11 protein-coding genes are annotated in these 25,343 nt (G+C 45.2%); all 11 read left to right on the top strand.

Annotated features, from left to right (window positions below):
• Positions 1-6 precede the first annotated feature (6 nt).
• The 11 genes from QZW47_RS14920 to QZW47_RS14970 all read left to right on the top strand — a co-directional run bounded on the left by QZW47_RS14920 (position 7) and on the right by QZW47_RS14970 (position 25,298).
• Positions 7-2,748, top strand: coding sequence for a DEAD/DEAH box helicase (locus QZW47_RS14920; protein ID WP_293128225.1), 2,742 nt, complete (start codon positions 7-9; stop codon positions 2,746-2,748).
• A gap of 835 nt (positions 2,749-3,583) precedes the next feature.
• Complete coding sequence (locus QZW47_RS14925; protein WP_293128226.1) at positions 3,584-6,352, top strand: family 10 glycosylhydrolase; 2,769 nt, start codon at positions 3,584-3,586, stop codon at positions 6,350-6,352.
• Between the two features lie 570 nt (positions 6,353-6,922).
• Positions 6,923-10,906 carry a PAS domain S-box protein gene (locus QZW47_RS14930; RefSeq protein ID WP_293128227.1) on the top strand — a complete coding sequence of 1,328 codons (3,984 nt, stop codon included), beginning with the start codon at positions 6,923-6,925 and terminating at the stop codon, positions 10,904-10,906.
• Positions 10,878-12,302 carry a response regulator gene (locus tag QZW47_RS14935; protein WP_293128228.1) on the top strand — a complete coding sequence of 475 codons (1,425 nt, stop codon included), beginning with the start codon at positions 10,878-10,880 and terminating at the stop codon, positions 12,300-12,302. Before QZW47_RS14930 ends, QZW47_RS14935 begins: the two co-directional genes overlap by 29 nt.
• A 419-nt stretch (positions 12,303-12,721) precedes the next feature.
• Entirely contained in the window at positions 12,722-13,117 is a 396-nt protein-coding gene (locus QZW47_RS14940) for a response regulator (protein ID WP_293128229.1), read from the top strand.
• The gene (locus QZW47_RS14945) at positions 13,114-15,654 is read left to right on the top strand and encodes a response regulator (protein WP_293128230.1); all 2,541 of its coding nucleotides are present in this window, start codon (positions 13,114-13,116) and stop codon (positions 15,652-15,654) included. Before QZW47_RS14940 ends, QZW47_RS14945 begins: the two co-directional genes overlap by 4 nt.
• 341 nt (positions 15,655-15,995) lie before the next feature.
• Entirely contained in the window at positions 15,996-18,632 is a 2,637-nt protein-coding gene (locus tag QZW47_RS14950; protein ID WP_293128231.1) for a response regulator, read from the top strand.
• A gap of 343 nt (positions 18,633-18,975) precedes the next feature.
• Positions 18,976-21,642 carry a response regulator gene (locus QZW47_RS14955; protein WP_366930882.1) on the top strand — a complete coding sequence of 889 codons (2,667 nt, stop codon included), beginning with the start codon at positions 18,976-18,978 and terminating at the stop codon, positions 21,640-21,642.
• Complete coding sequence (locus QZW47_RS14960; protein WP_293128232.1) at positions 21,629-23,290, top strand: adenylate/guanylate cyclase domain-containing protein; 1,662 nt, start codon at positions 21,629-21,631, stop codon at positions 23,288-23,290. The genes QZW47_RS14955 and QZW47_RS14960 overlap by 14 nt, the downstream gene beginning before the upstream one ends.
• Before the next feature lie 304 nt (positions 23,291-23,594).
• Positions 23,595-24,047 carry a DUF1499 domain-containing protein gene (locus QZW47_RS14965; protein WP_293128233.1) on the top strand — a complete coding sequence of 151 codons (453 nt, stop codon included), beginning with the start codon at positions 23,595-23,597 and terminating at the stop codon, positions 24,045-24,047.
• A gap of 378 nt (positions 24,048-24,425) precedes the next feature.
• The gene (locus QZW47_RS14970; protein ID WP_293128261.1) at positions 24,426-25,298 is read left to right on the top strand and encodes a DUF2382 domain-containing protein; all 873 of its coding nucleotides are present in this window, start codon (positions 24,426-24,428) and stop codon (positions 25,296-25,298) included.
• Positions 25,299-25,343: the final 45 nt, after the last annotated feature.

Genomic DNA, 25,343 nt, shown 5'->3' on the forward strand with positions numbered 1-25,343 from the left:
ATCCTTGTGTCAGAAACTTCCCAGAACCGCCCAGCGCTGGATCTGAAGACCATATTTCCATTCGAGCTAGATAACTTTCAGAGAGAGGCGATCGCCGCCCTCGATGCAGGCAAATCCGTTGTCGTGTGCGCTCCGACGGGCTCAGGGAAAACATTAATCGGCGAATACGCCATCCATCAAGCACTCTCCCGGGGAAGGCGTGTCTTCTACACTACTCCCCTCAAAGCTCTCTCCAACCAAAAGCTGCGCGACTTCCGCAGTCAATTTGGAGACGAGATGGTAGGTTTGCTCACCGGCGACATCTCCTTCAATCGAGATGCGCCGATTTTGGTGATGACTACCGAAATATTTCGGAATATGCTCTACGGAACGCCCATTGGCGCTGTCGGTGCTTCCCTCACCGGAGTCGAAACCGTGGTGCTCGACGAGTGTCACTACATGAACGATCGCCAGCGCGGTACAGTTTGGGAAGAATCGATCATCTACTGTTCCAGCGAAATTCAACTGCTCGCTCTCTCAGCAACCGTCGCTAACAGCGCCCAACTCACAGACTGGATTAACAAAGTCCACGGGCCCACGCAGCTCGTCTACTCAGACTTTCGCCCAGTCCCGCTACAATTTCACTTCGCCAATCAAAAAGGCGTATTCCCCCTGCTAGACGAAACCGGCAAAAGAGCTAATATCCGGTTAGTCCCCAAAAAGAAGCAGCAAAAAGCAGAAAGAGGTAGCATCCCTACTCCCAGTTTGGCCGATGTTTTGTCTCGGTTGGACGATCGAGATATGCTCCCAGCAATTTACTTCATCTTCAGCCGTCGCGGATGTGACCAAGCAGTTGCAGAAGTCAGCAATTTCTCCCTCGTTAACGAAGCCGAAGCAGCCGAACTCAAACGCATCATTGACGATTTTTTACAGCGCAACCCAGAAGCAGAACGCTTCGGTCAAAAAGAAGCACTCTTAAAAGGCATCGCCGCCCACCACGCAGGCATTTTACCCGCTTGGAAAGGCTTAGTAGAAGAACTCTTCGGTAGAGGTTTGATTAAAGTCGTATTTGCCACCGAAACCCTCGCAGCCGGGATTAATATGCCCGCCCGCACCACAGTCATTTCCACCCTGTCCAAGCGCACCGACAAGGGACACCGACTGCTAAACGCTTCAGAATTCCTGCAAATGGCCGGTCGGGCAGGTCGCCGGGGTATGGACGAGCTGGGGCACGTGGTCGCAGTTCAGACCCGCTTTGAAGGCGCAAAAGAAGCCTCTTATTTGGCAACAGCCAAGGCTGACCCCCTCGCCAGTCAGTTTACCCCCAGCTACGGCATGGTGCTGAATTTACTGCAAACTCACACTCTAGAAGAAGCTCAAGAGTTGGTAGAGCGCAGTTTTGGTCAATATCTATCAACTTTGTACTTGCAGCCGCAGCAAGCAGAATTAGACAAGTTGCAAGCAGAATTGGCAGTGCTCGAAGAGTCGCTCGCAGCCGGAGGTAATGTCTCTACCCTGGAAAAAGAACTCGCCCATTACGAAAAATTGCAGGGAAGGCTCAAAGAAGACAAACGTTTGCTGAAAACTTTATTGCAGCAAGCAGAAGAAGCCCGAATTAAAGAGATGTCCGTGGCTGTGGCTTTTGCAGTCCTCGGTACGGTTCTGAGTCTGAAGGGTAAACACGTCCCGACAGCCAAACGATCGCACACAACCCCCGTTCCCGCCGTACTGGTTGCCAAAATCCCTGGTTCGGGCCAAGCACCAAATTTGGTGTGCTTGGGCAAAGATAACCGCTGGTATGTCGTCGCCATTAGCGATGTCGCCAGCCTGCACGCCCAAATGCCCCGCTTGAGCGTCGCAGATACCCTGAACCCGCCGCCGGAAATGACCCTGAGACTCGGCCAGTGCCGCTTGGGAAGTGAAGAAACTATCGCAGTTGCTCAATCGATTCCAGAATTGCCCGCGCCGGAACCGAGCCCGGAGGCGATCGAGCAACTGCAAAAAATCGAGGCCCTAGAAGCTAAACTAGAAATTCACCCTGTTCTAGAATGGGGCAATCCCGGTACTTTGCTCAAGCGCCAGCGCCGCGGCGAAGAATTGAAAAAAGAAATCCGCAAAGCCGAACAAGACTTAGAAAAGCAGCGAGCTCGCTACTGGGAGCAATTTCTCAATTTAATTGACATCTTGCTCAATTTCGGTTGCTTGGAAAGAGTAGTTTCTCCAGATGTGAACCGAGATGAATCCTCCGACAGGTTGGTACCCACAATCTTGGGCCAAGCTTGCGCCGCCATTCGCGGCGATAACGAACTGTGGCTGGGTTTGTCCCTAATGTCTGCGGAATTTGACGAACTCGACCCCCACCACCTAGCTGCTGCTTGCGCGGCCTTGGTGACAGAAGTTTCCCGCCCTGATAGTTGGACTCACTACTCGCTGTCGCCGGAAGTTTTGGCACCTTTGGACAATCTGCAAAAAGGCCTCCGCCGCCGCTTGTTTCAAGTGCAGTACCGCCACGAAGCTGCCATCCCGATTTGGCTGGAACGCGATTTGGTAACTTTGGTGGAACAGTGGGCTCTGGGCGTGGAATGGTTGGAACTCATTAGCCATACCAGTCTGGATGAAGGCGATGTGGTGCGGATTTTGCGCCGGACTTTGGATTTCTTGTCTCAGATTCCTCATGTTCCTCACGTGGCGGATTCTTTGCGCCGAAATGCTTGTCGGGCGATGCAGTTGATCGATCGATTCCCGGTAAACGAAGCCGCAACTCAGTAAGGTTTGTAGTGAGGACTTTAGTCCTTCTTAAATGCGGACTGAAGTCCTCACTACAAACCTGGTAAACGAAGCTGCAACTCAGTAAAGTTTGTAGTGAGGACTTTAGTCCTTCTTAAATGCGGACTGAAGTCCTCACTACAAACCTGGTAAACGAAGCTGCAACTCAGTAAAGTTTGTAGTGAGGACTTTAGTCCTTCTTAAATGCGGATTGAAGTCCTCACTACAAACCTGGTAAACGAAGCTGCAACTCAGTAAAGTTTGTAGTGAGGACTTTAGTCCTTCTTAAATGCGGATTGAAGTCCTCACTACAAACCTGGTAAACGAAGCTGCAACTCAGTAAAGTTTGTAGTGAGGACTTTAGTCCTTCTTAAATGCGGACTGAAGTCCTCACTACAAACCTGGTAAACGAAGCTGCAACTCAGTAAAGTTTGTAGTGAGGACTTTAGTCCTTCTTAAATGCGGACTGAAGTCCTCACTACAAACCTGGAAAACGAAGCTGCAACTCAGTAAAGTTTGTAGTGAGGACTTTAGTCCTTCTTAAATGCGGACTGAAGTCCTCACTACAAACCTGGTAAACGAAGCTGCAACTCAGTAAAGTTTGTAGTGAGGACTTTAGTCCTTCTTAAATGCGGACTGAAGTCCTCACTACAAACCTGTTTTAATTCTGGTTGTTCGATCGCACATTATATGACTTTGGGAGAAGATTAGCGATCGAATTCGCTCCCATGGCAAGCGTCGTAGTGCATTTTTCTGATTCAGGTTGCAGGCAAAGATCGATCGCTCGAAATTGTTATAGAAATTTTATTAATTGGTGTGGTGGGTAATTCTCGTGTCAATGCAACAAACCAAAAAGCCCGATCGAATTCCTGAAGCCTCCTCTGGGGTTCAAAAAACTAGATTTTTCACTTTCTGGCAAAGAATCTTAGTTGGAACTTTAGCGAGTACATTACTCAATCTCTCCATTCTATTTCCCTCTCCGAGTTTTGCGGAAGTAGTTCTGGGTGTGGTTCGCAGTTCCGAGAATTCTCCCGATTGGGTGAAGATTACCACCCGCCTCTGGGAAAGCGGCATTGCTTACAAACCGATCAATCTCGAACAAATTAAAAGTCCGGCGGATTTAGCAGGCGTTAATGTGCTGTTTTTGCCCAATATTGAAACTTGGACGCCAGCACAAATTAGAGTTCTAGAAACTTGGGTATCTCAGGGCGGGCGCTTGATTGCTTCAGGGCCGGTGGGCCGCAGTTCCCCGGCTTTGGTGCGCCAATCTTTGCGATCGCTCCTCGGCGCCTATTGGGCTTTTCCATTAACTCAGCGGGTAGCGCCGCAACCCCGCACCCGATGCCGGGATCTCGCCTGCACCGCTTCTAGCAATTGGGTGCCACCCGAACAAAAAAATGCCTCTGTTCAAGGCGGTGTCTTGATTCCCGCCGACGCAAACAGTCAAACAGTCGCTACTTGGAAAGATAGTTCTGGTTCCTCCGCAGCCATCGCCACCGATCGCGCTACCTATCTCGGCTGGCGCTGGGGTAGCGACGGTGCCGCAGCTATAGATAAAGCTTGGCTCCAAGCCTCGATCGCCCGCTGGGGAGGCACAATCGCTCAGCGCCCTACAGCACCACCAACAGCGACTGCACCCCCACTCGCTACCCCCCCCTCAAGAGTTACTAGAAACACCCCTATTTCACCGCGCACTAACCCGCTGAGCCGACTTTCTCCTTCGGGTTCCCTGGGCGATCCTGTACCTCCAAATTTCACCGATCCTTCGGATCAGTCGGCGCCGGCGGGTTTGGACGTGCAGGTAAATTCCAATAAGCCGATCGTCAGCATTGAAGCCTACCTGATGCGTCAAGAACTCGCCAACCTCCTCGGCAGGTTTGAAAGCGCCCTGACAGCAGCTAATTCCGCCAATACCGCCGTCAATCTCACTGCTCCTAACCCCGCTCAACTGGTAGCGGGAAGCAACAGTGCCGGCGGCCCGAGTGCGAGCCGCCCGTCTGTTTCGCAAGGGCCTCCGCTGCGGGCGATCGCCAGCGCACGGCAGGTTTTGCAAACTTTCGACCAACTCCTGCAAGAGCAAAAATACGCCCAGGCGAGACAGCAGTGGGTGCAAGCACGGCAGCTTCTCTGGCAAAATTACCCCCAGGAAGGGCAGCGCGTGGGAGCGGAAATTCGCGCGGTTTGGCTCGATCGCGGTACGATCGTCGCGGCTCGATCTCCACAGGGTTTGGCCGCCGTGTTCGATCGGCTCGCCGCCGCCGGTATCAATACCGTTTTCTTTGAAACTTTAAATGCCGGATATCCGATTTATCCCAGTCAAGTTGCACCCCAACAAAACCCCCTCACAGTTGGCTGGGACCCGCTGGAATCTGGGGTTAAATTAGCCCGCGAGCGAGGCATGGAACTGCACGCTTGGGTGTGGACTTTTGCCACCGGAAACAAGCGCCACAATGCCTTGATCGGCAAGCCTAATTCCGATCCAGGCCCGGTGCTTTCGGCTCATCCCACTTGGGCTAATATTGACAATAAAGGACGCATACAAAATCCTAACGATGGTAAATTTTATCTCGATCCTGCTAACCCAGAAGCGCGCAGTTATTTACTGCAAATTATCAACGAAATTACCACCCGCTATCAAGTAGATGGCGTGCAATTAGACTACATCCGCTATCCTTTTCAAGATGACAATGCAGGTTTTACCTACGGCTACGGTGCTGCGGCGCGGCAGCAATTCAAGCAGTTGACTGGTGCAGATCCGGTGAATATTTCGCCGAGTGACGGCAGTTTGTGGCGGCAGTGGGTTGAATTTAAAACTAATCAAATTAATAGTTTTGTAGCTGAAGTTTCTCAGCTTTTGCGGCAGAATCATCCGCGCACTATTCTGTCTGTGGCAGTATTTCCCCACCCTCCCAGCCAGCGGATTTACAAAATTCAACAAAATTGGGAAGTCTGGGCGCGTCAGGGGATTGTTGATTTGATTGTACCGATGACTTATGCTTTGGATACTAACCGGCTCGAACGCATCACCGAACCGCTGGTAAAGGAGGAAATGCTCGGTTCGGCTTTGATTTCTCCGTCGGTTAAGTTGTTGAGTCTTCCTGAGGTGGTGGCGATCGACCAAATTCAAGCTTTGCGCGATTTGCCGACAGGAGGCTATGCTATTTTTGCGGTGGAAAGTATCAGCAGCGGAATGCAGGGCTTTTTTAACCGCACTCAAGGGCGAGGAGTGCGTTCCACGACTGCTGCGGAACCAATTCCCTACCGGCAGCCGTTTGCGGCCGCTGCTTCGCGGTATACTGCTCTCAAGCAGGAGTGGAGTTTTTTGCTGGCTAACAACCAGTTGCGGGTGTCGGAATCTGAACTGAAAGTTCTCCAAAGTCGATCGGACGAATTGGGCCTTGCTTTGAGCAGATTAGCCGCGAATCCGAATCGTGAAAGTTTAACAACAGCTAAAAGATTGTTGGCGAGCTTTCAATCTCAATTTCAATCTTCCATGCGCTTGCATTCTGCTGACAATAGCTACCAGGTTCAAACTTGGCAAAATCGTTTGGAAAGCTTGGATATGCTGTTGCGTTACGGCGAAAGGGTGGAGTTGAATCGCAGGTAAATGCACGTGTTTCGGGTGGCGGAGGCGGAGGGTAGCGCGATTCCTGAACAGGGATAGCTTCGCTTCACGTACTCTCCCCAGAAATAGGCTATAGTAATTTAAATTCATCCTTGTAGTAGTGTCAGTAAGATCAAATCCCATCCCTGCACTCATAGTAATCTCTATTGCCTGCAATAACTAGGCGGTGGACACCTACAGCGCTTACCAAAAAAGTGCTTGAGGTCTCCCCTCGATCCAGCAAAATAAAATTTTTTCGCTCGCTCGGAATGCGATTCCGCATCCAAATCAGAGGAGCGAAGTCATCACTAAAAACACTTTTTATGAGGAAGAATTAACCAAATTTGCTGTGATTCGATCGTCTCTAGAATAGAGCGCAGATTTTAATATTTACTAATTTACCTTGCCCGCTGCTGTTACTCTGATGGCGTTTTTAAACTTGCACAACATACTCGTCAGTTGTCTTGCTAATTACCAAGTATCAATTATCAATTTTAAATTCCAAATTACCAATCACCAATTACCAATTATCAATCTGTACGCGACTCACTTGAAAATCCCTATAGGATAAATATGTTTCCTAAACTTCTCAATCGGTTTGCTACCAAAATTATCGGCAAAGCTCCATTACAAACAGTCCTCGTAGTTCCTTTTTTAGTGCAAATTGTCGGCACGGTAGGAGTTGTAGGTTGGCTGTCGTTCCAAAACGGTCAGCGGGCGGTCAACGATGTTGCGGCCCAGTTGCGCGAAGAAATTACAGCTCGCATCAAAGACAGAATAGAAAATTATATATCAATTCCTCACATTGTTAATCATCTGAACGTTCAAGGCGTAAACCAGGGGCAATTGAACCTAGAAGAAAAACAAAAATTAGAACATCATTTCATCGAACAAATTCAATATTTTGATTCAATCAGCATTATTTACATCGCCCAAGAAAATGGAGAACACTCGGGAGCCATCCACACTAAAGACGATCGGGTTCTGATATCTGCTGCCGACGCATCTAGTGGCAACAAGTTAGCTCGATATACTGCTGACTCTCAAGGAAACCGCATTAATTTAGTACAAATATCCCCGAAGATTTACGACCCGAGAATTCGCCCTTGGTACGTAAGAGCATTAATAGCAAAAAAACCAGTTTGGACTCCAATATATACAGATTTTTTGACGAGAGAACTGGCAATTACTGCGGCTTTGCCAATCTACAACGACGCTGGTAAGCTGTTAGGAGTAGCTGGCAGCGATTTGCTATTTTCCAAAATGAAAGAATTTCTGGTAAGTCTCAAAATTGGCAAATCGGGACAAACTTTTGTCATGGAGCGATCGGGAATGTTAATTGCCACTTCCACGGCGAGTCCAGAATTCATAGTCGAAGGTCAAGAAACAAGACGTATTAAAGCTTCAGCCAGCGATAATCCGGTAATTCGTCAAGCCGCACAGCATTTAGAGAAATCCTACGAGAGCTTAGCTAAAATCAAGATTTCTCAACAGCTTACTTTTGATATTGACGGTCACAAAAATTTTATTGAGGTAGCTCCTTTTCAAGACGACCGCGGGTTAGATTGGCTGATTGTGGTAGTTGTACCCGAGTCCGACTTTATGGATCAAATTAACGCCAATACGCGTACAACTTTTTTGCTGTCGGTGGCCGCTTTGATCGGGGCGACAATTCTGGGGATTCTTACTGCTAAATGGATCGTGCGGCCGATTTTAAGATTGAATGCGGCGGCGAAAGCTTTGGCAAATAATGAATGGGACACAAAGCTGACTCTGAATCGTGAAGATGAACTCGGAGAACTTGCCGCTGCTTTTAACAGCATGGCCGAGCAGTTACAGCATTCCTTTACTTCGCTATCGGAAAACGAAAACCGAGTCAAACAATTTCTCAATGCAGTACCGCTAGGCATTTTTATTGCCGAGCCAAATGGTCAACCTCACTACATTAATCCTACAGGAGAGCAACTTTTAGGTCAAGGAATTGTGGCAGCCGACGCCGAAAATTTGCGTAAAATTTACGGAGTTTATTTAGCTGGAAGTCAGGAAATTTACCCGGCGGAACGCGACCCTGTTTTAAATGCTTTTCAAGGGAAAAGTGTCACTATTGATGATATGGAAATTTATGCGAGTAACAAAACTGTTCCCCTGCAAGTCTGGGGAACTCCTATTTACGACGCCCAAGGAAATATTATCTACGGAATGTGCGCTTTTCAAGATATTACGCAACGCCAAGAAACCGAGAAACTGTTAAGGGAATACAACCAAAATTTAGCAGCGCAAGTTGCAGAACGTACCGCCGATCTTGCGAAAGCAAAAGAAAAGTTTTCTAAGGCTTTTCGTTCTAGTCCGAATGCGATTACAATTACGAGAATCAGTGACGGTCGCCACATAGAAGTCAATGATAGTTTTTGCCGGATGATGGGCTACAGTCATGAAGAAATTATTGGTAAAACAGCGGTAGAGCTAAATTTTTGGGCAAGTTTGGGAGAGCGCGATCGCATGATTCAAATGTTGAAAAACAAGACAGCTATTCACAATTACGAGCTGAGATTTCGCAATAAAAATGGTACAGAAAGAACGGCACTGCTGTCAATCGAAACCATCGATATTGACGGAGAAGCTTGTTTTCTGTCGATTTCCAGCGATATTACCGATCGCCAAAAAGCAGCAGTCGCCCTCCGCGAAGCAGAAGAAAAGTACCGCAACATTTATGAAAATGCTTTGAATGGCATTTTTCAGACCGCTGCTGACGGGAAATACATCAGCGCGAACCCGGCTTTAGCTGAACTATACGGTTACGAATCGCCCGCAGAATTAATCGCAGCACAGCCGAATTTCACAAATCAACTTTACGTGAATCCCGAGCGCCACAGCGAATTTGTAGCGCTGATCCACCAGGACGGAATTCTGTCTAACTTTGAATCGGAAATTTACCGCAAAGATGGTAGCATTATCTGGATTTCCGAAAATTGTCGCGCTGTCTGCGATGACGCAGAAAATCTGCTTTACTACGAAGGTTTTATTAAAGATATTACTGATAGCAAACAAGCGGAAATTAAAATGCAGCAGGCCAAAGAAGCGGCCGAAGCAGCCAACAAAGCTAAGAGTACCTTTCTCGCCAACATGAGCCACGAATTGCGATCGCCCCTGAACGCAGTCATCGGCTTTGCTCAAGTCATGATCCGCAGTAAAAATCTTTCTCCCGAAAATCAAGAGGATGTCGGAATTATTCTGCGGAGCGGCGAACATTTGCTGGCTTTGATCAATCAAGTTTTAGATTTGTCTAAAATCGAAGCTGGACGCACTACCATTAACGAAAAAAGCTTTGACTTTTATCGATTGCTTGACGATTTAGAAGATATGTTTGCTCTCAAAGCTGAACAAAAAGGCTTGCAATTAATCTTCGACAGGGATGCAGAAGTTCCCCATTATATTTGCACGGATGAAGTAAAACTGCGCCAAGTTTTAATTAATTTCCTAAATAATTCAATTAAGTTTACTTCTCAGGGTGGAGTGTCGGTGCAAGTGAAAGTAGGCAGGCGAATTATACATAAAAATACCGCCAATCAATTGCCAGGTCGCTACTGGCTACATTTTGAAGTTCATGATACTGGTGTAGGGATTTCTGCCGAGGAAATACCTCACCTTTTTGAAGCATTCGTGCAGACAAAAAGCGGTAAAGATTCTCAGGAGGGAACGGGTTTAGGTTTAGCTATCAGCCGCCAGTTCGTGCAATTAATGGGAGGTGAAATTAGTATCAGCAGCGAGGTGGGCAAGGGTTCAACATTTCAGTTTGACATTCAAGTTCATCTGGTTGAGACTGCTGATATTGAAAGCAAAAAAGCTCAACGTCGAGTAGTTGCCCTCGCACCGAATCAGCCTGACTACCGCTTGTTAATTGTGGATGACAAGCCCCTAAACCGCCAACTGTTAGTCAAACTTCTGAGTCCGCTGGGATTTCAGTTGAGAGAAGCGAATAACGGTAAAGAAGCGGTGGATATTTTTAGCGAGTGGGAACCGCATCTGATTTGGATGGACATGAGAATGCCCGTGATGGACGGGTACGAGGCCACGAAACAGATTAAAACTACAACTGGCGGGCAAGCAACGGCGATTGTGGCTTTGACTGCTAGCGTTTTAGAAGAAGAACGGGCGGTGATTCTTTCGGCGGGTTGCGATGATTTTATGCGAAAACCGTTCCGGGAAGAGGATATCTTTGCGGCCATGGGAAAACATTTAGGAGTAAGCTATATTTATGAAGATCCCACAGATGTCAGTGTGGCAGGTATGGGGGAGTCAAGTCAGGAGGTGCTGACACCGGAGGCGATCGCCTCTCTTTCTCCCGAGTGGATGGCTCAATTCAAGCAAAATCTTTTGACTGTGGATATGGAGGCGATCGCCACTTCGATCGCACAAATCGGCACTGTCAACTCCTCTCTTGCTGACACGCTTCAAGATTGCATTAATAATTTTGAATACGACAGAATTTTGAATATAATAGAGCTCAGCCATAGCAAGCAAACATCCAATGACTTCAACTTTACCGAAAACCAATAGAGCTAATATTTTAGTAGTGGACGATACGCCAGAAAACCTGCGGCTGCTGGCAGGAATCTTGAGCGAAAAAGGCTATCAAGTTCGCCCGGTTCCCAACGGCAAGCTAGCACTGTCTGCTGCTCAAAAAATGCCTCCGGATCTTGTGTTGCTGGATATTATGATGCCGGAGATGGACGGTTATCAAGTTTGTCAGCAGCTCAAAGATTATGAAGCAACAAAAGATATTCCGGTGATTTTTATCAGTGCGATTAACGACGTGATGGATAAAGTTAAAGCTTTTGGAGTTGGAGGAGTAGACTTTATCACCAAACCGTTTCAGGTTGAAGAGGTTTTGGCCAGGATCGAAACTCATTTAAAAATTTGTTCGCTGCAACAAAGTTTGCAAGAAAAAAATCAAGATTTAGCAACTGCCATTCAACAACTGAAAGCCGCCCAAGATCATTTGATTCAATCGGAAAAAATGGCAGCACTGGGACAACTGATTGCCGGGATTGCTCACGAAATCAATACCCCGCTAGGCATTATAGGTTCCTCTATTGATAATATTGCTATTTTTTGGGACGACAATTTAGCAAAAATGCCTCAATTTTTTCAACAACTTTCTGGAGAAAGCCAATCTTACTTTTTAAGTCTACTGTACAGAGCTACCCATCAACAAACTTTATTTACAAGCAAAGAAAAGCGGAAATTTAAGCAGCAGTTGATCGGGGTTTTAATAGCAGGAGCTGTGGAAGATGCCGAGGAAATTGCGGATACTTTAGTTGATATGGAAATTTACGATAATATAGAACCGTTTCTGCCACTTTTTAAATTACCTGATTGGGAATTAATTTTAAATACTGCCTACCAATTTTCTAGCTTTAAAAGAAGTATTAGCCTGATCCAAAGAGCCACAGCTAAGTCTGGAAAAGTAGTATTTGCCTTGAAAAGTTACGCTCATTTTGATAGCAAGGAGCAAAAAGTTCAGGCGAACTTGCAAGAAGGGATTGAAACGGTGTTAACCCTCTATCAAAATCAACTGAAACACGGTATAGAAGTAGTGAAAAATTATGGCGATTTACCGAAAATTGTCTGCTATCCCGATGACTTAAATCAAGTTTGGACGAATCTCATTCACAATGCCCTGCAAGCAATGGATTATAAAGGTATTTTGACGATTGAAACTCAGCAGCAAGAGGGAAATATTGTCCTGAAATTTACTGATAACGGCACAGGCATTCCCCCAGAGGTTATTCCCAAAATTTTTCAGCCATTTTTTACCACTAAATCTGCGGGGGAAGGTAGCGGTTTGGGATTGGATATTGTGAGAAAAATTGTTGAAAAACATGAAGGCAAAGTTGCCGTAGAGTCTGTACCGGGAAATACAACCTTTACAGTCTCGTTACCAATCTATTAAACAAATTTACATTATTTGCAAAAAATCATGCAGCTTGCAGCCAGCTCCCACCCGCGACTGATTGCTCATCCCCAATCTAAGGCCTGAAAGCTCAAATGGTATTAAATTGTTACCATTTTAAATTGGATGCTGGGGGCGGATTCGCACTCGAATCGAACTCATGGCTCGATGGTTGCTTGACATATAATTGAAATGCTGCAACAGGTTACGCCCACAGGGGCTGATTCCCCCTAACGTAAGTGGCTGTCTCGCTGACAAATATCAAGTTTATGGCATCGACCCGGTTTCTGTGGGGAAGTCCTATTAAAATAAGATAGGGGACAGATATTGTGATATTATTTTGCATCCTCGACCCCCATCCCTCCTGTAGAAGCAAGTCGTGTCTGTAAAAACAGTTAAATGAAATCACAGAGGAAAAGATGAGTAAGCCTGTAATCCTTTGCGTTGACGACGAACCAGATATCTTGAATACTCTCAAAACGCAGCTTAAAAATGAATTTAAAGATAATTACTTTTACGAGTTAGCAGAAAGTGGTGATGAAGCTTTAGACTTACTTGAGGATTTTCAATCCGAAAGTCAGGTAATTGTGGTTGTTTCTGATTGGCTGATGCCGGGTATTAAAGGTGACGAACTTTTAATTAGAGTTAATAAAAAATATCCTCAAATTGTCAAGGTAATGCTGACGGGACAAGCTGATGAAGCGGCGGTGCAGCGGGCATTTAAAGAAGCTAATTTATACTGCTGTTTGCACAAGCCTTGGCAGAGCAAAGATTTAATAGAAACCATCAAATCAGGAGTCGCAAAGTTTTTATGAAAAAACCTGTAATTGTTTGTATTGACGACGAACCTGACGTTTTGAACAGTTTAAAGATTGAACTAAAAAAGGCGATCGGCGATCGGTGTATTATTGAAACGGCAGAAGGTGGGGAAGATGCTTTAGAGTTGTTGGCTGATTTGCAGGCTGATGAATACGAGATTGCCTTGGTGCTTTCTGATTATATCATGCCGGATATTAAAGGGGATGAATTACTGAAAAAAATTCATGAATTTTCGCCGGATACGCTGACGATTATGCTGACGGGGCAAGCTGATTTGGAAGCCCTGGGGAATGCTATTAAGTATGCTAAACTCTACCGTTATATCCCTAAGCCTTGGCAAAATGAAGACTTAAAATTAACGGTAGTAGAAGCAATTCACAGTTACTTGCAAGACCAAAAGTTAACAGATGAAATCCTGAAGCGGGAAGAAGTAAACCAGGAGTTAAAGGTAGTAAATGAGGCGCTGTTTGCCAGTGAAGGCCGCCTGAAGCAATTTTTAGCAGCTTTGCCAGTGGGGGTATGCGTTTACAATCCCGACGGCTCGATCGCCTATTTCAACGACACAGCCGGGGAATTGCTCGGTGCAGAGACTCTCTCGCAAATCACAGCGGAACAATTAGCGGCAACTTATCAACTTTATGTTGCCAATACTGATGAGCTTTACCCGCCGGACAATCTGCCAATTTTGCGCGCGCTCAAAGGAGAGTTTGTCAAGGTTGACGATATAGAAATCCGTCAAGATGGCAAAATAATTGCGATCGAGCTCAATACCACGCCGATTTTTGACGTTAGCGGCAATATTGCTTACGCGATCGCAGTTTTTCAAGATATTAGCGATCGCAAACAAGCCGAAAAAATATTAGCCGATTACCACCACACCTTAGAAGCCCAAATTGACGAACGCACAGAACAACTGCAAAAATCCGCCTTAGCTGCTGAAGCAGCAAACAAAGCTAAAAGCACGTTTTTGGCCAATATGAGCCACGAATTGCGTACCCCTCTCAATTCCATACTCGGGTTTGCCCAAATCATGGAACCCAGTCCTAATCTTACTGTCGAAAACCGAGAAAATCTGAGTATTATTCGCCGCAGCGGCGAACATTTGTTGAGCCTGATTAATGAAGTTTTAGATTTATCAAAAATCGAAGCGGGGCGGATGATACTAGACCCGAAAAACTTCGATTTGTATCGCTTGCTGGATGATTTAGAAAATATGTTTTTACTGCGGACAGAAAAACACGAATTGCAGTTGCTTTTTCACATGGAGAATGACATTCCGCAGTACGTGCGTACCGATGATGTTAAACTGCGGCAAGTGCTGATAAATCTACTCAGTAATGCGGTTAAATTCACACAAACAGGGTCGATAATATTAAAAATTACCAGGTTAGACGATTCGGAAATTGTCGAGCTATTGGCGCATCCTACAGCTTCCATCGATAGCAAAGAAAGTATTAAAGACTTTGCGCTCGATCGAACTCATTTAGCAAATGCTGTATTGAGAGATGAGCCTGATAATTTAGATTTGGAGCGAGTGAGTTTCCTGCAATTTGAAATATCAGATACGGGAGTTGGTATTGATCCGCAAGAGTTAGACAATGTTTTTAAGGCATTTGTACAAACAGCTTCTGGTCAAAAGAATCATAAAGGTACTGGTTTGGGATTGACGATAACCCGTCAATTTGTCCGGCTGATGGGAGGAGAAATTGTCGTCGAAAGTCAACTCGAACGCGGCACTACTTTTAAATTTGAGATTCCCGTCGGCGCGGTTGATGTTGCTGATATTCCCACCCCAGAAATTAACCGCGAAGTTACTGGCTTGGTACCAAATCAACCTTGCTACCGGATTTTAATTGTGGACGATCGCGAAGACAACCGCCAACTTTTAGTTAAAATGCTTTCCCCCTTGGGTTTGGGAGTGCAAGAGGCTAGCAACGGCTGCGAAGCAGTAGAAATGTGGGAAAGTTGGCAGCCGCATTTAATTTTGATGGATGTGCGAATGCCACTGATGGACGGCTACGAAGCTACTAAAGAAATTAGGAACAGAATCCAGCAGCGAGAGCAAGAGCCGCAAGAAAACGGCTCTTTGATTCCGAAAATTGTTGCTTTGACAGCTAGTACGATTGAAGGGAAGCGATCCTTTGCTTTATCGATCGGCTGTGACGATTTTATTAGCAAACCTTTCCGCAAAACTGATATATTTGATGCCCTCCACAAACATTTGGGGGCGAAGTATCTCTACTCTAACTCAACGGAATTGATGTCAGCGGGCGATCGCCACCATCAACCTGACGAGTCCTCTAATGCTCCGCTTGCTTATTTGCCCGCACTGCCCGCAGAATGGATAGAAAACATGAGGCAGGTAATCCGTAGCGCTGATTTTGACTTAATTGCTAGGACAATCGAGCAAATAAGAGATGACCGTCATGAATTTGCCACACTCCTCCAGGGTCATCTCGATAATTTTGATTACCATAAAATTATCAATTTAATTGCGGAGGTTGAGAAATCTGCTGGTGCAGGTGAAGACTGATCTAAAACTGTGCTTTTAATGACTTATGACCGTAAAAACAGATATAATCCCTATAATCAAGTGGTGGGACTATAAAAAATACTGTCAACTTGAATTGCGTTCATTCACATAAAATATTTAAATTATCTGTGTTACTATTCGTTCATCTGCTGTTTTTATCTAAATGAAAGCTTCATGCAAAAGCTCTCATGAATTTCAATTTATCAAATTTATCTTTGGAACAAATCTCAAAGTAACTGACTGGGCCGGGTAATGCGCCAGTAATACTGGCAGATCAAGCAAATTTTAATTACTTTTTTTCCCTTATGAAACAGTGAATAGCGAAGAAAACTCAAAAAAATATGGCTAAGAAATTCATGAAAAAACCTGTGATTGTTTGTATAGATGATGAGCCTGACGTTTTGAATAGTTTAAAAATAGAACTCAAAAAGGCGATGGGCGATCAATGTATTATTGAAACGGCAGATGGTGGAGAAGATGCTTTAGAATTGCTGGCAGATTTGCGGGCAGACGAGCATGAAATAGCTTTAGTAGTTTCCGATTATATCATGCCGGATATCAAAGGAGACGAACTGCTGCAAATAATTCACGAGCGCTCGCCTAATACCCTGACGATCATGCTGACGGGACAAGCCGATTTACAAGCTTTGAGCAATAGCATCAAGTATGCAAAATTATACAGATACATCCAGAAGCCTTGGCAAAAAGAAGATTTGAAGTTAACAGTAGTCGAAGCAGTTCACAGTTATTTGCAAGAGCAAAAGTTGGCTGATGAAGTTATTAAGGGACGAGAAGCAAACAAGCAGTTACAGATAGTAAACGAGGCATTGTCGGCGACTGAAAGCAGGTTGAATCAATTTTTAGCAGCTTTGCCTGTGGGGGTATCTGTTTACAATTCCGACGGCTCGATCGCCTATATCAATCATGCAGCGCACCTGTTGTTGGATGCAGGTACTGAGCTAGCAGACGCTATGCTAGGCAACAGTCTGGAACAAGTCGCAAGTTCTCAATTTTATGAGGCTGAAAACGATCGCCTGTATTTCCCTGAAAATTTTCCGATTTTGCGGGCGCTGCGAGGGGAATTTGTCAAAGTTAGTGAAGTAGAAGTCATTCAATACGGTCTGACAATCACTCTAGAAATAAGTGCCAGACCAATTTTCGACAATCAGGGAAATATTGTTTTTGCGATCGCAGTCATTCAAGATATCAGCCAGCGCAAAGAATTAGAAAACTTCTTGGCAAATTACCAGCGCACTTTAGAAGGTGAAATTGTCGAACGCACAGAACAACTGCAAAAAGCCGCTTTCGCCGCCGAAGCAGCAAACAGAGCAAAAAGTACGTTTTTGGCCAACATGAGCCACGAGTTGCGGACTCCCCTGAATGCGATACTCGGCTTTACTCAAATTGTCGAACCCAGCCCGAATCTCACAGCAGAAGACCGAGAAAATCTCAGAATTATTTACCGCAGCGGCGAACACTTGTTGACTTTAATCAATCAAGCTTTAGACTTGGCAAAAATCGAAGCGGGGCGGATGACACTTTTGCCGAGTAACTTTGACCTTTACCGCTTGCTTGACGAATTGCAAGAAATGTTTGAACTGCGAGCGAGAAATCAAGATTTGCAGTTGATTTTTCAGCGCGGGGCTGACCTTCCGCAGTACCTGCGAACCGATGAGGTGAAACTGCGGCAAGTGCTCATCAATCTTCTCAGTAATGCGATGAAATTCACTCAAATCGGCGGGGTTTCAGTAAGAGTGCGGCGCAAACTAGAAGGTACTCCAGCAGCGGATGCGATCGCGAATACAACCAAAATAAGCGAGGAAGGGGAAATTATCAATCCCTTGTCAAGTTCCATATATTCAGATTTTGGAGCAAGCAACAATCCAGAAAATCCCCGAATCAGCACTCAGTCTGAGATTGAAAAATTGGCGATAACGGATAATTCAAATATCTCTAGTTCCCTGTTATTGGAGTTTGAAATAGCAGATACTGGAGTTGGTATTGCCCAAGAAGAATTGGGCAATCTTTTTCAAGCATTTGTGCAAACAGAATCCGGTCAAAAAACTCAGCAAGGTACTGGTTTGGGCTTGACTATCAGCCGCGAATTTGTCCGGTTAATGGGAGGCTATATCACTGTAGAAAGTCAGCTAGAAATTGGTACGACTTTTAGATTTGATATCGCAGTTGATGCAGTTGATTCCGCTAAAATTTCCACTCCAAAAATCATCCGTGAGGTGATGGGAGTGGAACCCGATGTGCCATGCTATCGAATTTTAATTGTGGACGATCGCGCAGACAACCGCAAACTGTTAGTCAAAATGCTTTCTGCCTTGGGTTTCGCAGTGGAAGAGGCTAGAAACGGCGCTGTGGCGGTAGAAATCTGGGAAAATTGGCAGCCGCACTTGATTTTCATGGATTTGCGAATGCCGGTGATGGACGGCTACGAAGCGACGATCGAAATTAGATCCAGGATACAGCAGAGAATGGAAGAGCAAGAAGGCGATCGCGAGATGGATATTCCCAATCCTGAATTCCTGTGCCCGAAGATTATTGCCTTAACAGCTAGTACCCATGAAGACAAGCGCTCTTTTTCTTTGTTGGTGGGTTGTGATGACTTTATCAGAAAACCTTTCCGCAAAACGGATATATTTGATACGCTGACCAAACATTTGGGGGTGAGTTATATTTATTCTGACTCAACAGGCTCTGACTCAACGGGCGATCGCCAGAACCTATCTAATCCTTCTAGTGCTGTGCTTGCTTGTTCACCCAAACTTCCCGCAGAATGGACTGACAACATGAAGCAGGCAATCCGCAGTGCTGATTTTGACTTAATTGGCACGACAATCGACGAAATCAGGGATGCTTATCCTGAATTTGCCGCCATCCTTCAAAGTCATCTCGATAATTTTGATTACCAAAAAATTATCAACTTAATTATGGAATCAGAGAAATCAAATAGTACAGTTGAAGGCTGATCTAAAAATCTGGTATTCATAAAATGTGCCCGTCAATAACAGATATAATTCCTATAATAAAGTGGTGAAAAAATCAAAAATACACTTAACTATAATTGCATTTATTAACCCAAAGTATTTAAATTATTTCCTTTAATATTCATTTTTATGCGGTTTTCATGTAAATGAAAGATTCAGGCAAAAAAAATCACAAAATTTAAATAATAAAAATTATCTGTGGAGTAAATCTCAAAGCAACTGACTGAGCTGGGTACTGCGCCAGTGACAATGGCAAACAAAGCGGATTTTAATTACTTTTTTTTCCCTTCTGGAACAGTGAATAGTCAATAAGATTCAAAAAAATATGGCTAAAAAATTCATGAAAAAACCTGTGATTATTTGTATAGATGATGAGCCTGATGTTTTGAACAGTTTAAAGATTGAACTCAAAAAGGCGATCGGCGATGAGTGTATTATTGAAACGGCAGAAGGTGGAGAAGATGCTTTAGAATTGCTGGCAGATTTGCGGGCAGACGAGCATGAAATAGCTTTAGTAGTTTCCGATTATATTATGCCGGATATTAAAGGAGACGAACTGCTCAGAAAGATTCACGAAAAATTGCCGGATACGCTGACGATAATGCTGAGTGGACAAGCCGATTTACAAGCTTTGAGCAATAGTATCAAGTATGCTAAATTGTACAGATACATCCAGAAACCTTGGCAGGATGAAGATTTGCAATTAACAGTAGTCGAAGCAGTTCACAGTTACTTGCAAGACCAAAAGTTAACAATTGAAAGGGCCAAGCGAAAAGAAGCTAACGAGGAGTTAACGAGAGTCAATGCGGAGTTAGAGCTAGTAAACGCAGAGTTGAAGCTAGCAAATGAGGGATTATCGGCGAGTGAAAGCCGCTTGAATCAATTTTTGGGAGGTTTGCCCGTGGGGGTATCTGTTTACAATCCCGATGGCTCGATCGCGTATTTGAATCACGCAGCAGAGCAATTGCTTGATGCACAAACTGTCCTCGCCAGGGCTGCGGAAACCTGGCCGGGAATGGATCAATATTATAACAGCGAGAGCGATCGGCTGTATTTTCCGGAAAATTTTCCGATTTTACGGGCGCTGCGAGGAGAATCTGTCAAAGTTGATGACTTTGAAATCACTCAATACGGTTTGATAATTACTTTAGAGGTAACTGCTACGCCAATTTTTGACACTGACGGAAATGTTGTTTATGCGATCGCAGCTATTCAAGACATCAGCGAGCGCAAAGAAGCAGAAAGAGTCCTAGCCAATTACCAGCGCACCTTAGAAGCTGAAATTGTCGATCGCACGCAACAACTGCAACAGGCTGCATTAGCTGCTGATACAGCCAACAGAGCGAAAAGCACGTTTCTGGCCAACATGAGCCACGAGTTGCGGACTCCCCTGAATGCGATACTCGGCTTCACTCAAATTCTCGCACCCAGCCCGAATCTCACAGCAGAAGACCGAGAAAATATCAGAATTATTTACCGCAGCGGCGAACACTTGCTGACGTTAATCAATCAAGCTTTAGACTTGGCAAAAATCGAAGCAGGGCGGATGATGGTTTTTCCGAGCAACTTTGACCTCTACGACTTGCTGCACGAAGTGGAAGATATGTTTCGACTGCGAGCGAAAAATCAAGGTTTGCAGTTAGTTTTCGAGCGCAATACAGATGTTCCCCAGTACCTGCGAACTGATGTGGTGAAACTGCGCCAAGTCCTCATCAATCTCCTCAGTAATGCCATAAAATTCACCAAAATCGGCGGGGTTTCAGTAAGAGTGCGGCGGCAGGCGCTAGGCGGTTCGGCAGCAGGCGATGTATCGGATGTCATAGAGGGAAGGGATCGAGAAGAAACCACAGGAAATGATTCAGAACTGGAAATTGTCACGAACACTGAAAATCCCACAAATTTAGATGGTTCGACAATTGATTTTTTATTTAACTCTAAAAAAATAATCGAGAATAATTTAGAATCTGCTGATTTATTATGCCTGCAATTTGAAGTAGAAGATACAGGCAGCGGTATTTCTGCCGAAGAATTGAGCAAAGTTTTTCAAGCATTCGTGCAGACAGAATCCGGTCAAAAAGCTCAAAAAGGAACTGGCTTAGGCTTGACGATTTGCAGCCAATTTGTACGCCTGATGGGCGGCAATATTACTGTAGAAAGCCAAGTCGAACGCGGTACGATTTTTAGATTTGAGATTCAAGTTAATGTAGTTGATGCCGCTTCGATTCGGGCCCCGGAGATTAGCCGCGAGGTGATTGGACTGGCGCCGGATGTGCCACGCTACCGGATTTTAGTTGTGGACGATCGCGAAGACAACCGCCAACTTTTAGTCAAAATGCTTTCTCCTCTGGGTTTTGCAGTGCAAGAGGCCAGCGACGGCATCGCAGCGCTAGAAATCTGGGAAAACTGGGAGCCGCACTTAATCTTGATGGATTTGCAAATGCCGCTGATGGATGGCTGCGAGGCCACGCTGGAAATTAGGAACAGAATCCAGCACAGAGAGGAGAACCAAGCAACAAGCGAGGAAATCAACGTTTCCGCTCTCAAACCCCTGATTCCGAAGATTGTTGCTTTGACAGCTAGTACGGTTGAAGGGAGGCGATCGCTGGCTTTATTGGTGGGCTGCGACGATTTTATTACCAAACCTTTCCGCAAAACAGATATATTTGATATCCTCCACAAACATTTGGGGGTGCAGTATCTCTACTCTGACTCAACCGAGTCGATCGATTCGGGCGATCGCCACAATCGATCGGACGTTCAATTTAATGCTGCGCTTGCTTATTTACCCAAACTTCCCGCAGAATGGATGGATAACATGAAGCAGGCAATCCGCAGTGCTGATTTTGACTTAATTGCGAGGAAAATCGAGGAAATAAGGGATGCTTATCCTGAATTGGCCGCAATCCTTCAGGGTCATCTGGATAATTTTGATTACCAAAAAATTCTTAATTTAATTGCCGAGGGGGAGGAATCAGATCGTGGAGATGGATGAGGAACAAATTGACAGCTATCAAGCAGATATTTTAGTAGTTGACGATACGCCGGACAATCTGCGTTTATTGATTAGAATTTTGCAAAAAAATAGCTATAAAGTTCGACCTGTAACTAATGGTTTTTCTGCCATAGATGCAATTCAATCTAGCGCACCAGATTTGATTTTGCTTGATATTATGATGCCGGATTTTGATGGTTACGAACTATGTAAAAAATTGAAGTCGCAACCGCAGTTTATGGACATACCAATTATTTTTATTAGCGCGCTAGAAGAAGGAATAGATAAGGCAAAAGCTTTTGAAGTGGGCGGAGCAGATTATATCACAAAACCTTTTCAGGTAAAAGAAGTGTTGGCGCGAGTCAGCAATCAACTGACTGTGCGTTTGTTGCAAATGCAGTTGCAACAAAAAAATCAAAAATTGACCGATCAAAATGTTCTGTTGCAGCAGGAAATCACTGAACGCCGACAGGTAGAAATGGAAACGAGGTTGCTGCTAGAGGCAACTCAAGCTATTAGCAAATCTGAAAATTTTGAGTCGGCTATAGATGTGATTTTAGGTTTGATTTGCCAAACTATAGAATGGAATTTGGGCGAAGCTTGGATTCCCAACAGTGAGGGCGTTTTAAGATGCGCTACAGGCAGGTACGTCAGCGACTCGAGTTTTGCCCAATTCCGGAAGACAAGCTGGCAGTTAACTTTCTCCCCGGGTGTGGGACTCCCGGGGAGAATTTGGCAATCGCAGCATTCTGAATGGATCGAGGATGTTTCTCACGCACCGGAAGAAGTTTTTTTGCGATCGGAAATTGCAGTGAATGTGGGATTGAAAGCTGCTTTTGGGGTGCCAATTTTGGCAGAAAGCCAAGTGTTAGCTATTTTGATTTTTTATCGCGAGAAAGTTCTGGAATGTCAGCCGCGCTTGTTGGAATTGGTGAGTGCGGTTGCTACGCAGCTCGGTTCGCTGATTCAGCGGAAACAAGCTGAGGCGGCGCTGAAATTGCAGCAAGAGCAAACAGAGAAATTGCTGCTGAATATTTTACCAAAACCTATTGCCGAGCGCTTGCAAAAAGAGCAAAAGTTGATAGCGGAGCATTTTGATGAGGTGACGGTATTGTTTGCCGATTTGGTGGGTTTTACAGAGTTTTCGACTCACAAAAGTCCGACGCAGTTGGTGGAAATTTTGAACGGGATTTTCTCGGAGTTCGATCGGTTGTCTGAGTTGCACGGGTTGGAAAAGATTAAGACGATTGGGGATGCTTACATGGTGGTTGGAGGTTTGCCGACGCCGCGGGCGGATCATGCGGAGGCGATCGCCCTTTTAGCTTTGGAAATGCAGGCAGCTATCAGACGGTTTAATATCAAAATTGGCGAAAGTTTTGAATTGCGGCTCGGGATTCACAGCGGCTCGGTGGTGGCGGGAATTATTGGAATTAGCAAATTTAGCTATGATTTGTGGGGCGATACTGTGAATGTTGCTTCAAGAATGGAGTCGAACGGATTGCCTGGTAAAATTCAAGTGACTGCGCCGACTTACGAGCGCTTGAAAGAGCAGTTCGTTTTTGAAGAACGGGGTCAGATTCCGGTTAAAGGTAAGGGAACAATGCTGACTTACTGGTTGATTGAAGAACAAACTATAGCCTTGCTCTGAAACATGAGTTATGTCAGCTCATTGGGAAAAAAGTAATTGGTAATGGGTAATGGGTAATTACTCGTGCCTCTAGGTTTTTTGATGTTTCTGGGAGTAAAAACTCTCGGTAGCGATCTTAACCCGATCGCAGAATGTGGTATATTTCATCTTTGTGAAAACTGCTATAAATATATTTATTTTTTTGAATCAATTTCAATTAAGATTAAAATTGAATCAAAATTGCACTCTCGGGAGGGTTCATCTTTTGCAAACAGTTGAAAAAACAAAATCAGCGACAGCATTCAAAAAAGTCCTTGTTATTTTAATGTCACTGGTAGCGGTAGCGCTACTGGCGATCGCAACTTTTATCCTAATTCCCGGAGAAAAAACAGTGTTTGCTGGAAAAAAACCTGCCAATATCGGCATCGTATCAGGAAAACTCGCAGCGTGTCCTGCTTCGCCCAACTGCGTCAGCAGCTTCAGTCAAGATGCCGAACACCAAATCGAGCCTTTGGCTTACACTTCGTCCCCTGCTGAGGCTATGGCGAAGCTCAAAGGGGCGATCGACTCCTTTGGCAAAACTAAAATTGTCACCGCCACTGATAATTACCTGTATGCAGAGTTCACCAGTGCTTTGATGGGTTTTGTGGATGATGTGGAATTTTTGGTAGATGATGCAGCAAAAGTCATCCACGTGCGATCGGCTTCGCGTCTGGGAGAGTCGGATTTAGGAGTTAACCGCAAAAGGATAGAAACCATCAGAGCTCAACTAAATTAAGTGCGATGTAATTTCTAGCTTTTTTTAACACAGCCCTCTCCTGTTTGCAGGAGGGGCTTTGATTTTGGTACCTCGATCGCCCACGGCGGTTGCAACCGCTAACCGAGTCAAACTTTCCTCGGCTCCAAGCGGACTCAAGAAAGTAAGGTAATTTTGACCCGTCTTCACACTCTGGCTCGATCGCGTGAATTTTTGTAAGCAAGCGGTTTCAAGGGCCGTGTCTTCTCAACGTACAATAGCTGAGTGCGCTATTGCAACACCGTGTTGTATTCCTATAGTATTAAACCCCCTACATTGTACACTTCCGACTTTAGGGAGAGGGAACTAAACCATTTATTTCCTACTATTAATTTAACAACATAAATGAGTAAAAAACATATGGCACTTCAAAGAATTGCAGATTTTGAGCCTAACTATAAAGAAGAGATTTTTGCAGGAGAGGATATCAAAGGATTTGATGTTTATGCCGGCGACTCTGACGAAAAAGTAGGCACCGTTTATGACGCTTTGGTTGATGAAACAGGTCGCTTTCGCTACCTGGTAATTGATACCGGCATCTGGATTTTTGGCAAAAAAGTATTGCTGCCGATCGGCTCTGCCCGCTTCGACTATGGCGCCCGCCGCGTCCATGCAACAGGCCTTCGCAGCAAAGCTCAAGCAGAACAACTGCCGGCTTACAACGAATTAGAACCACTAGATTATGATGGCGAAGAACAGGTAAGAGGCGTCTACCGCAATCAAGCCACACCAGCAGCAGCCACCCCAGCAGCAGCCACCCCAGCAGTTCCCGCTAGCTACGATCGCAGCAACTACAACTACGATATGGATCGCCCCCTGTACGAAACCAACGAACAGAACCACCAAAATCTCAAGCTTTATGAAGAACGCTTGGTTGCCAACAAACAGCGCGCCAAAACCGGCGAAGTAACAGTTGGTAAGCGCGTGGAAACTGAAACAGCACGAGCATCCGTACCCATTGAAAAAGAACGAGTGGTAATCGAGCGAGTAACCTCCGCAGAAGCAGGCAGAGTAGTTTCAGTCGGCGAGGCTGACTTCCAATCAGGAGAAGTTGCACGCATGGAAGTCTACGAAGAAACCGCAGACATTCACAAAGAAGCCTACGTGCGCGAAGAAGTCAAAATCAAAAAAGAAGTTGTCCGCAGCACGGTTGACGCCGAAGAAACCTTGCGCCGCGAAGAATTAGACGTTAAGACTGACGGCACTCCGGTTGTAGATAACAAAACTATCTAAACCAACCGTAGTAGGTCTGCCCTAGGGATTGCGAACTAATCACAT

The organism is Microcoleus sp. bin38.metabat.b11b12b14.051, assembly GCF_013299165.1.
GTDB lineage: Bacteria > Cyanobacteriota > Cyanobacteriia > Cyanobacteriales > Microcoleaceae > Microcoleus.

What these genes read in the sequence shown, in the direction of transcription:
- QZW47_RS14925 (WP_293128226.1), top strand. Translation starts at nt 3,584, where the DNA reads ATGCAACAAACCAAAAAGCCCGATCGAATTCCTGAAGCCTCCTCTGGG.
- QZW47_RS14930 (WP_293128227.1), top strand. Translation starts at nt 6,923, where the DNA reads ATGTTTCCTAAACTTCTCAATCGGTTTGCTACCAAAATTATCGGCAAA.
- QZW47_RS14935 (WP_293128228.1), top strand. Translation starts at nt 10,878, where the DNA reads ATGACTTCAACTTTACCGAAAACCAATAGAGCTAATATTTTAGTAGTG.
- QZW47_RS14940 (WP_293128229.1), top strand. Translation starts at nt 12,722, where the DNA reads ATGAGTAAGCCTGTAATCCTTTGCGTTGACGACGAACCAGATATCTTG.
- QZW47_RS14945 (WP_293128230.1), top strand. Translation starts at nt 13,114, where the DNA reads ATGAAAAAACCTGTAATTGTTTGTATTGACGACGAACCTGACGTTTTG.
- QZW47_RS14950 (WP_293128231.1), top strand. Translation starts at nt 15,996, where the DNA reads ATGGCTAAGAAATTCATGAAAAAACCTGTGATTGTTTGTATAGATGAT.
- QZW47_RS14955 (WP_366930882.1), top strand. Translation starts at nt 18,976, where the DNA reads ATGGCTAAAAAATTCATGAAAAAACCTGTGATTATTTGTATAGATGAT.
- QZW47_RS14965 (WP_293128233.1), top strand. Translation starts at nt 23,595, where the DNA reads ATGTCACTGGTAGCGGTAGCGCTACTGGCGATCGCAACTTTTATCCTA.
- QZW47_RS14970 (WP_293128261.1), top strand. Translation starts at nt 24,426, where the DNA reads ATGGCACTTCAAAGAATTGCAGATTTTGAGCCTAACTATAAAGAAGAG.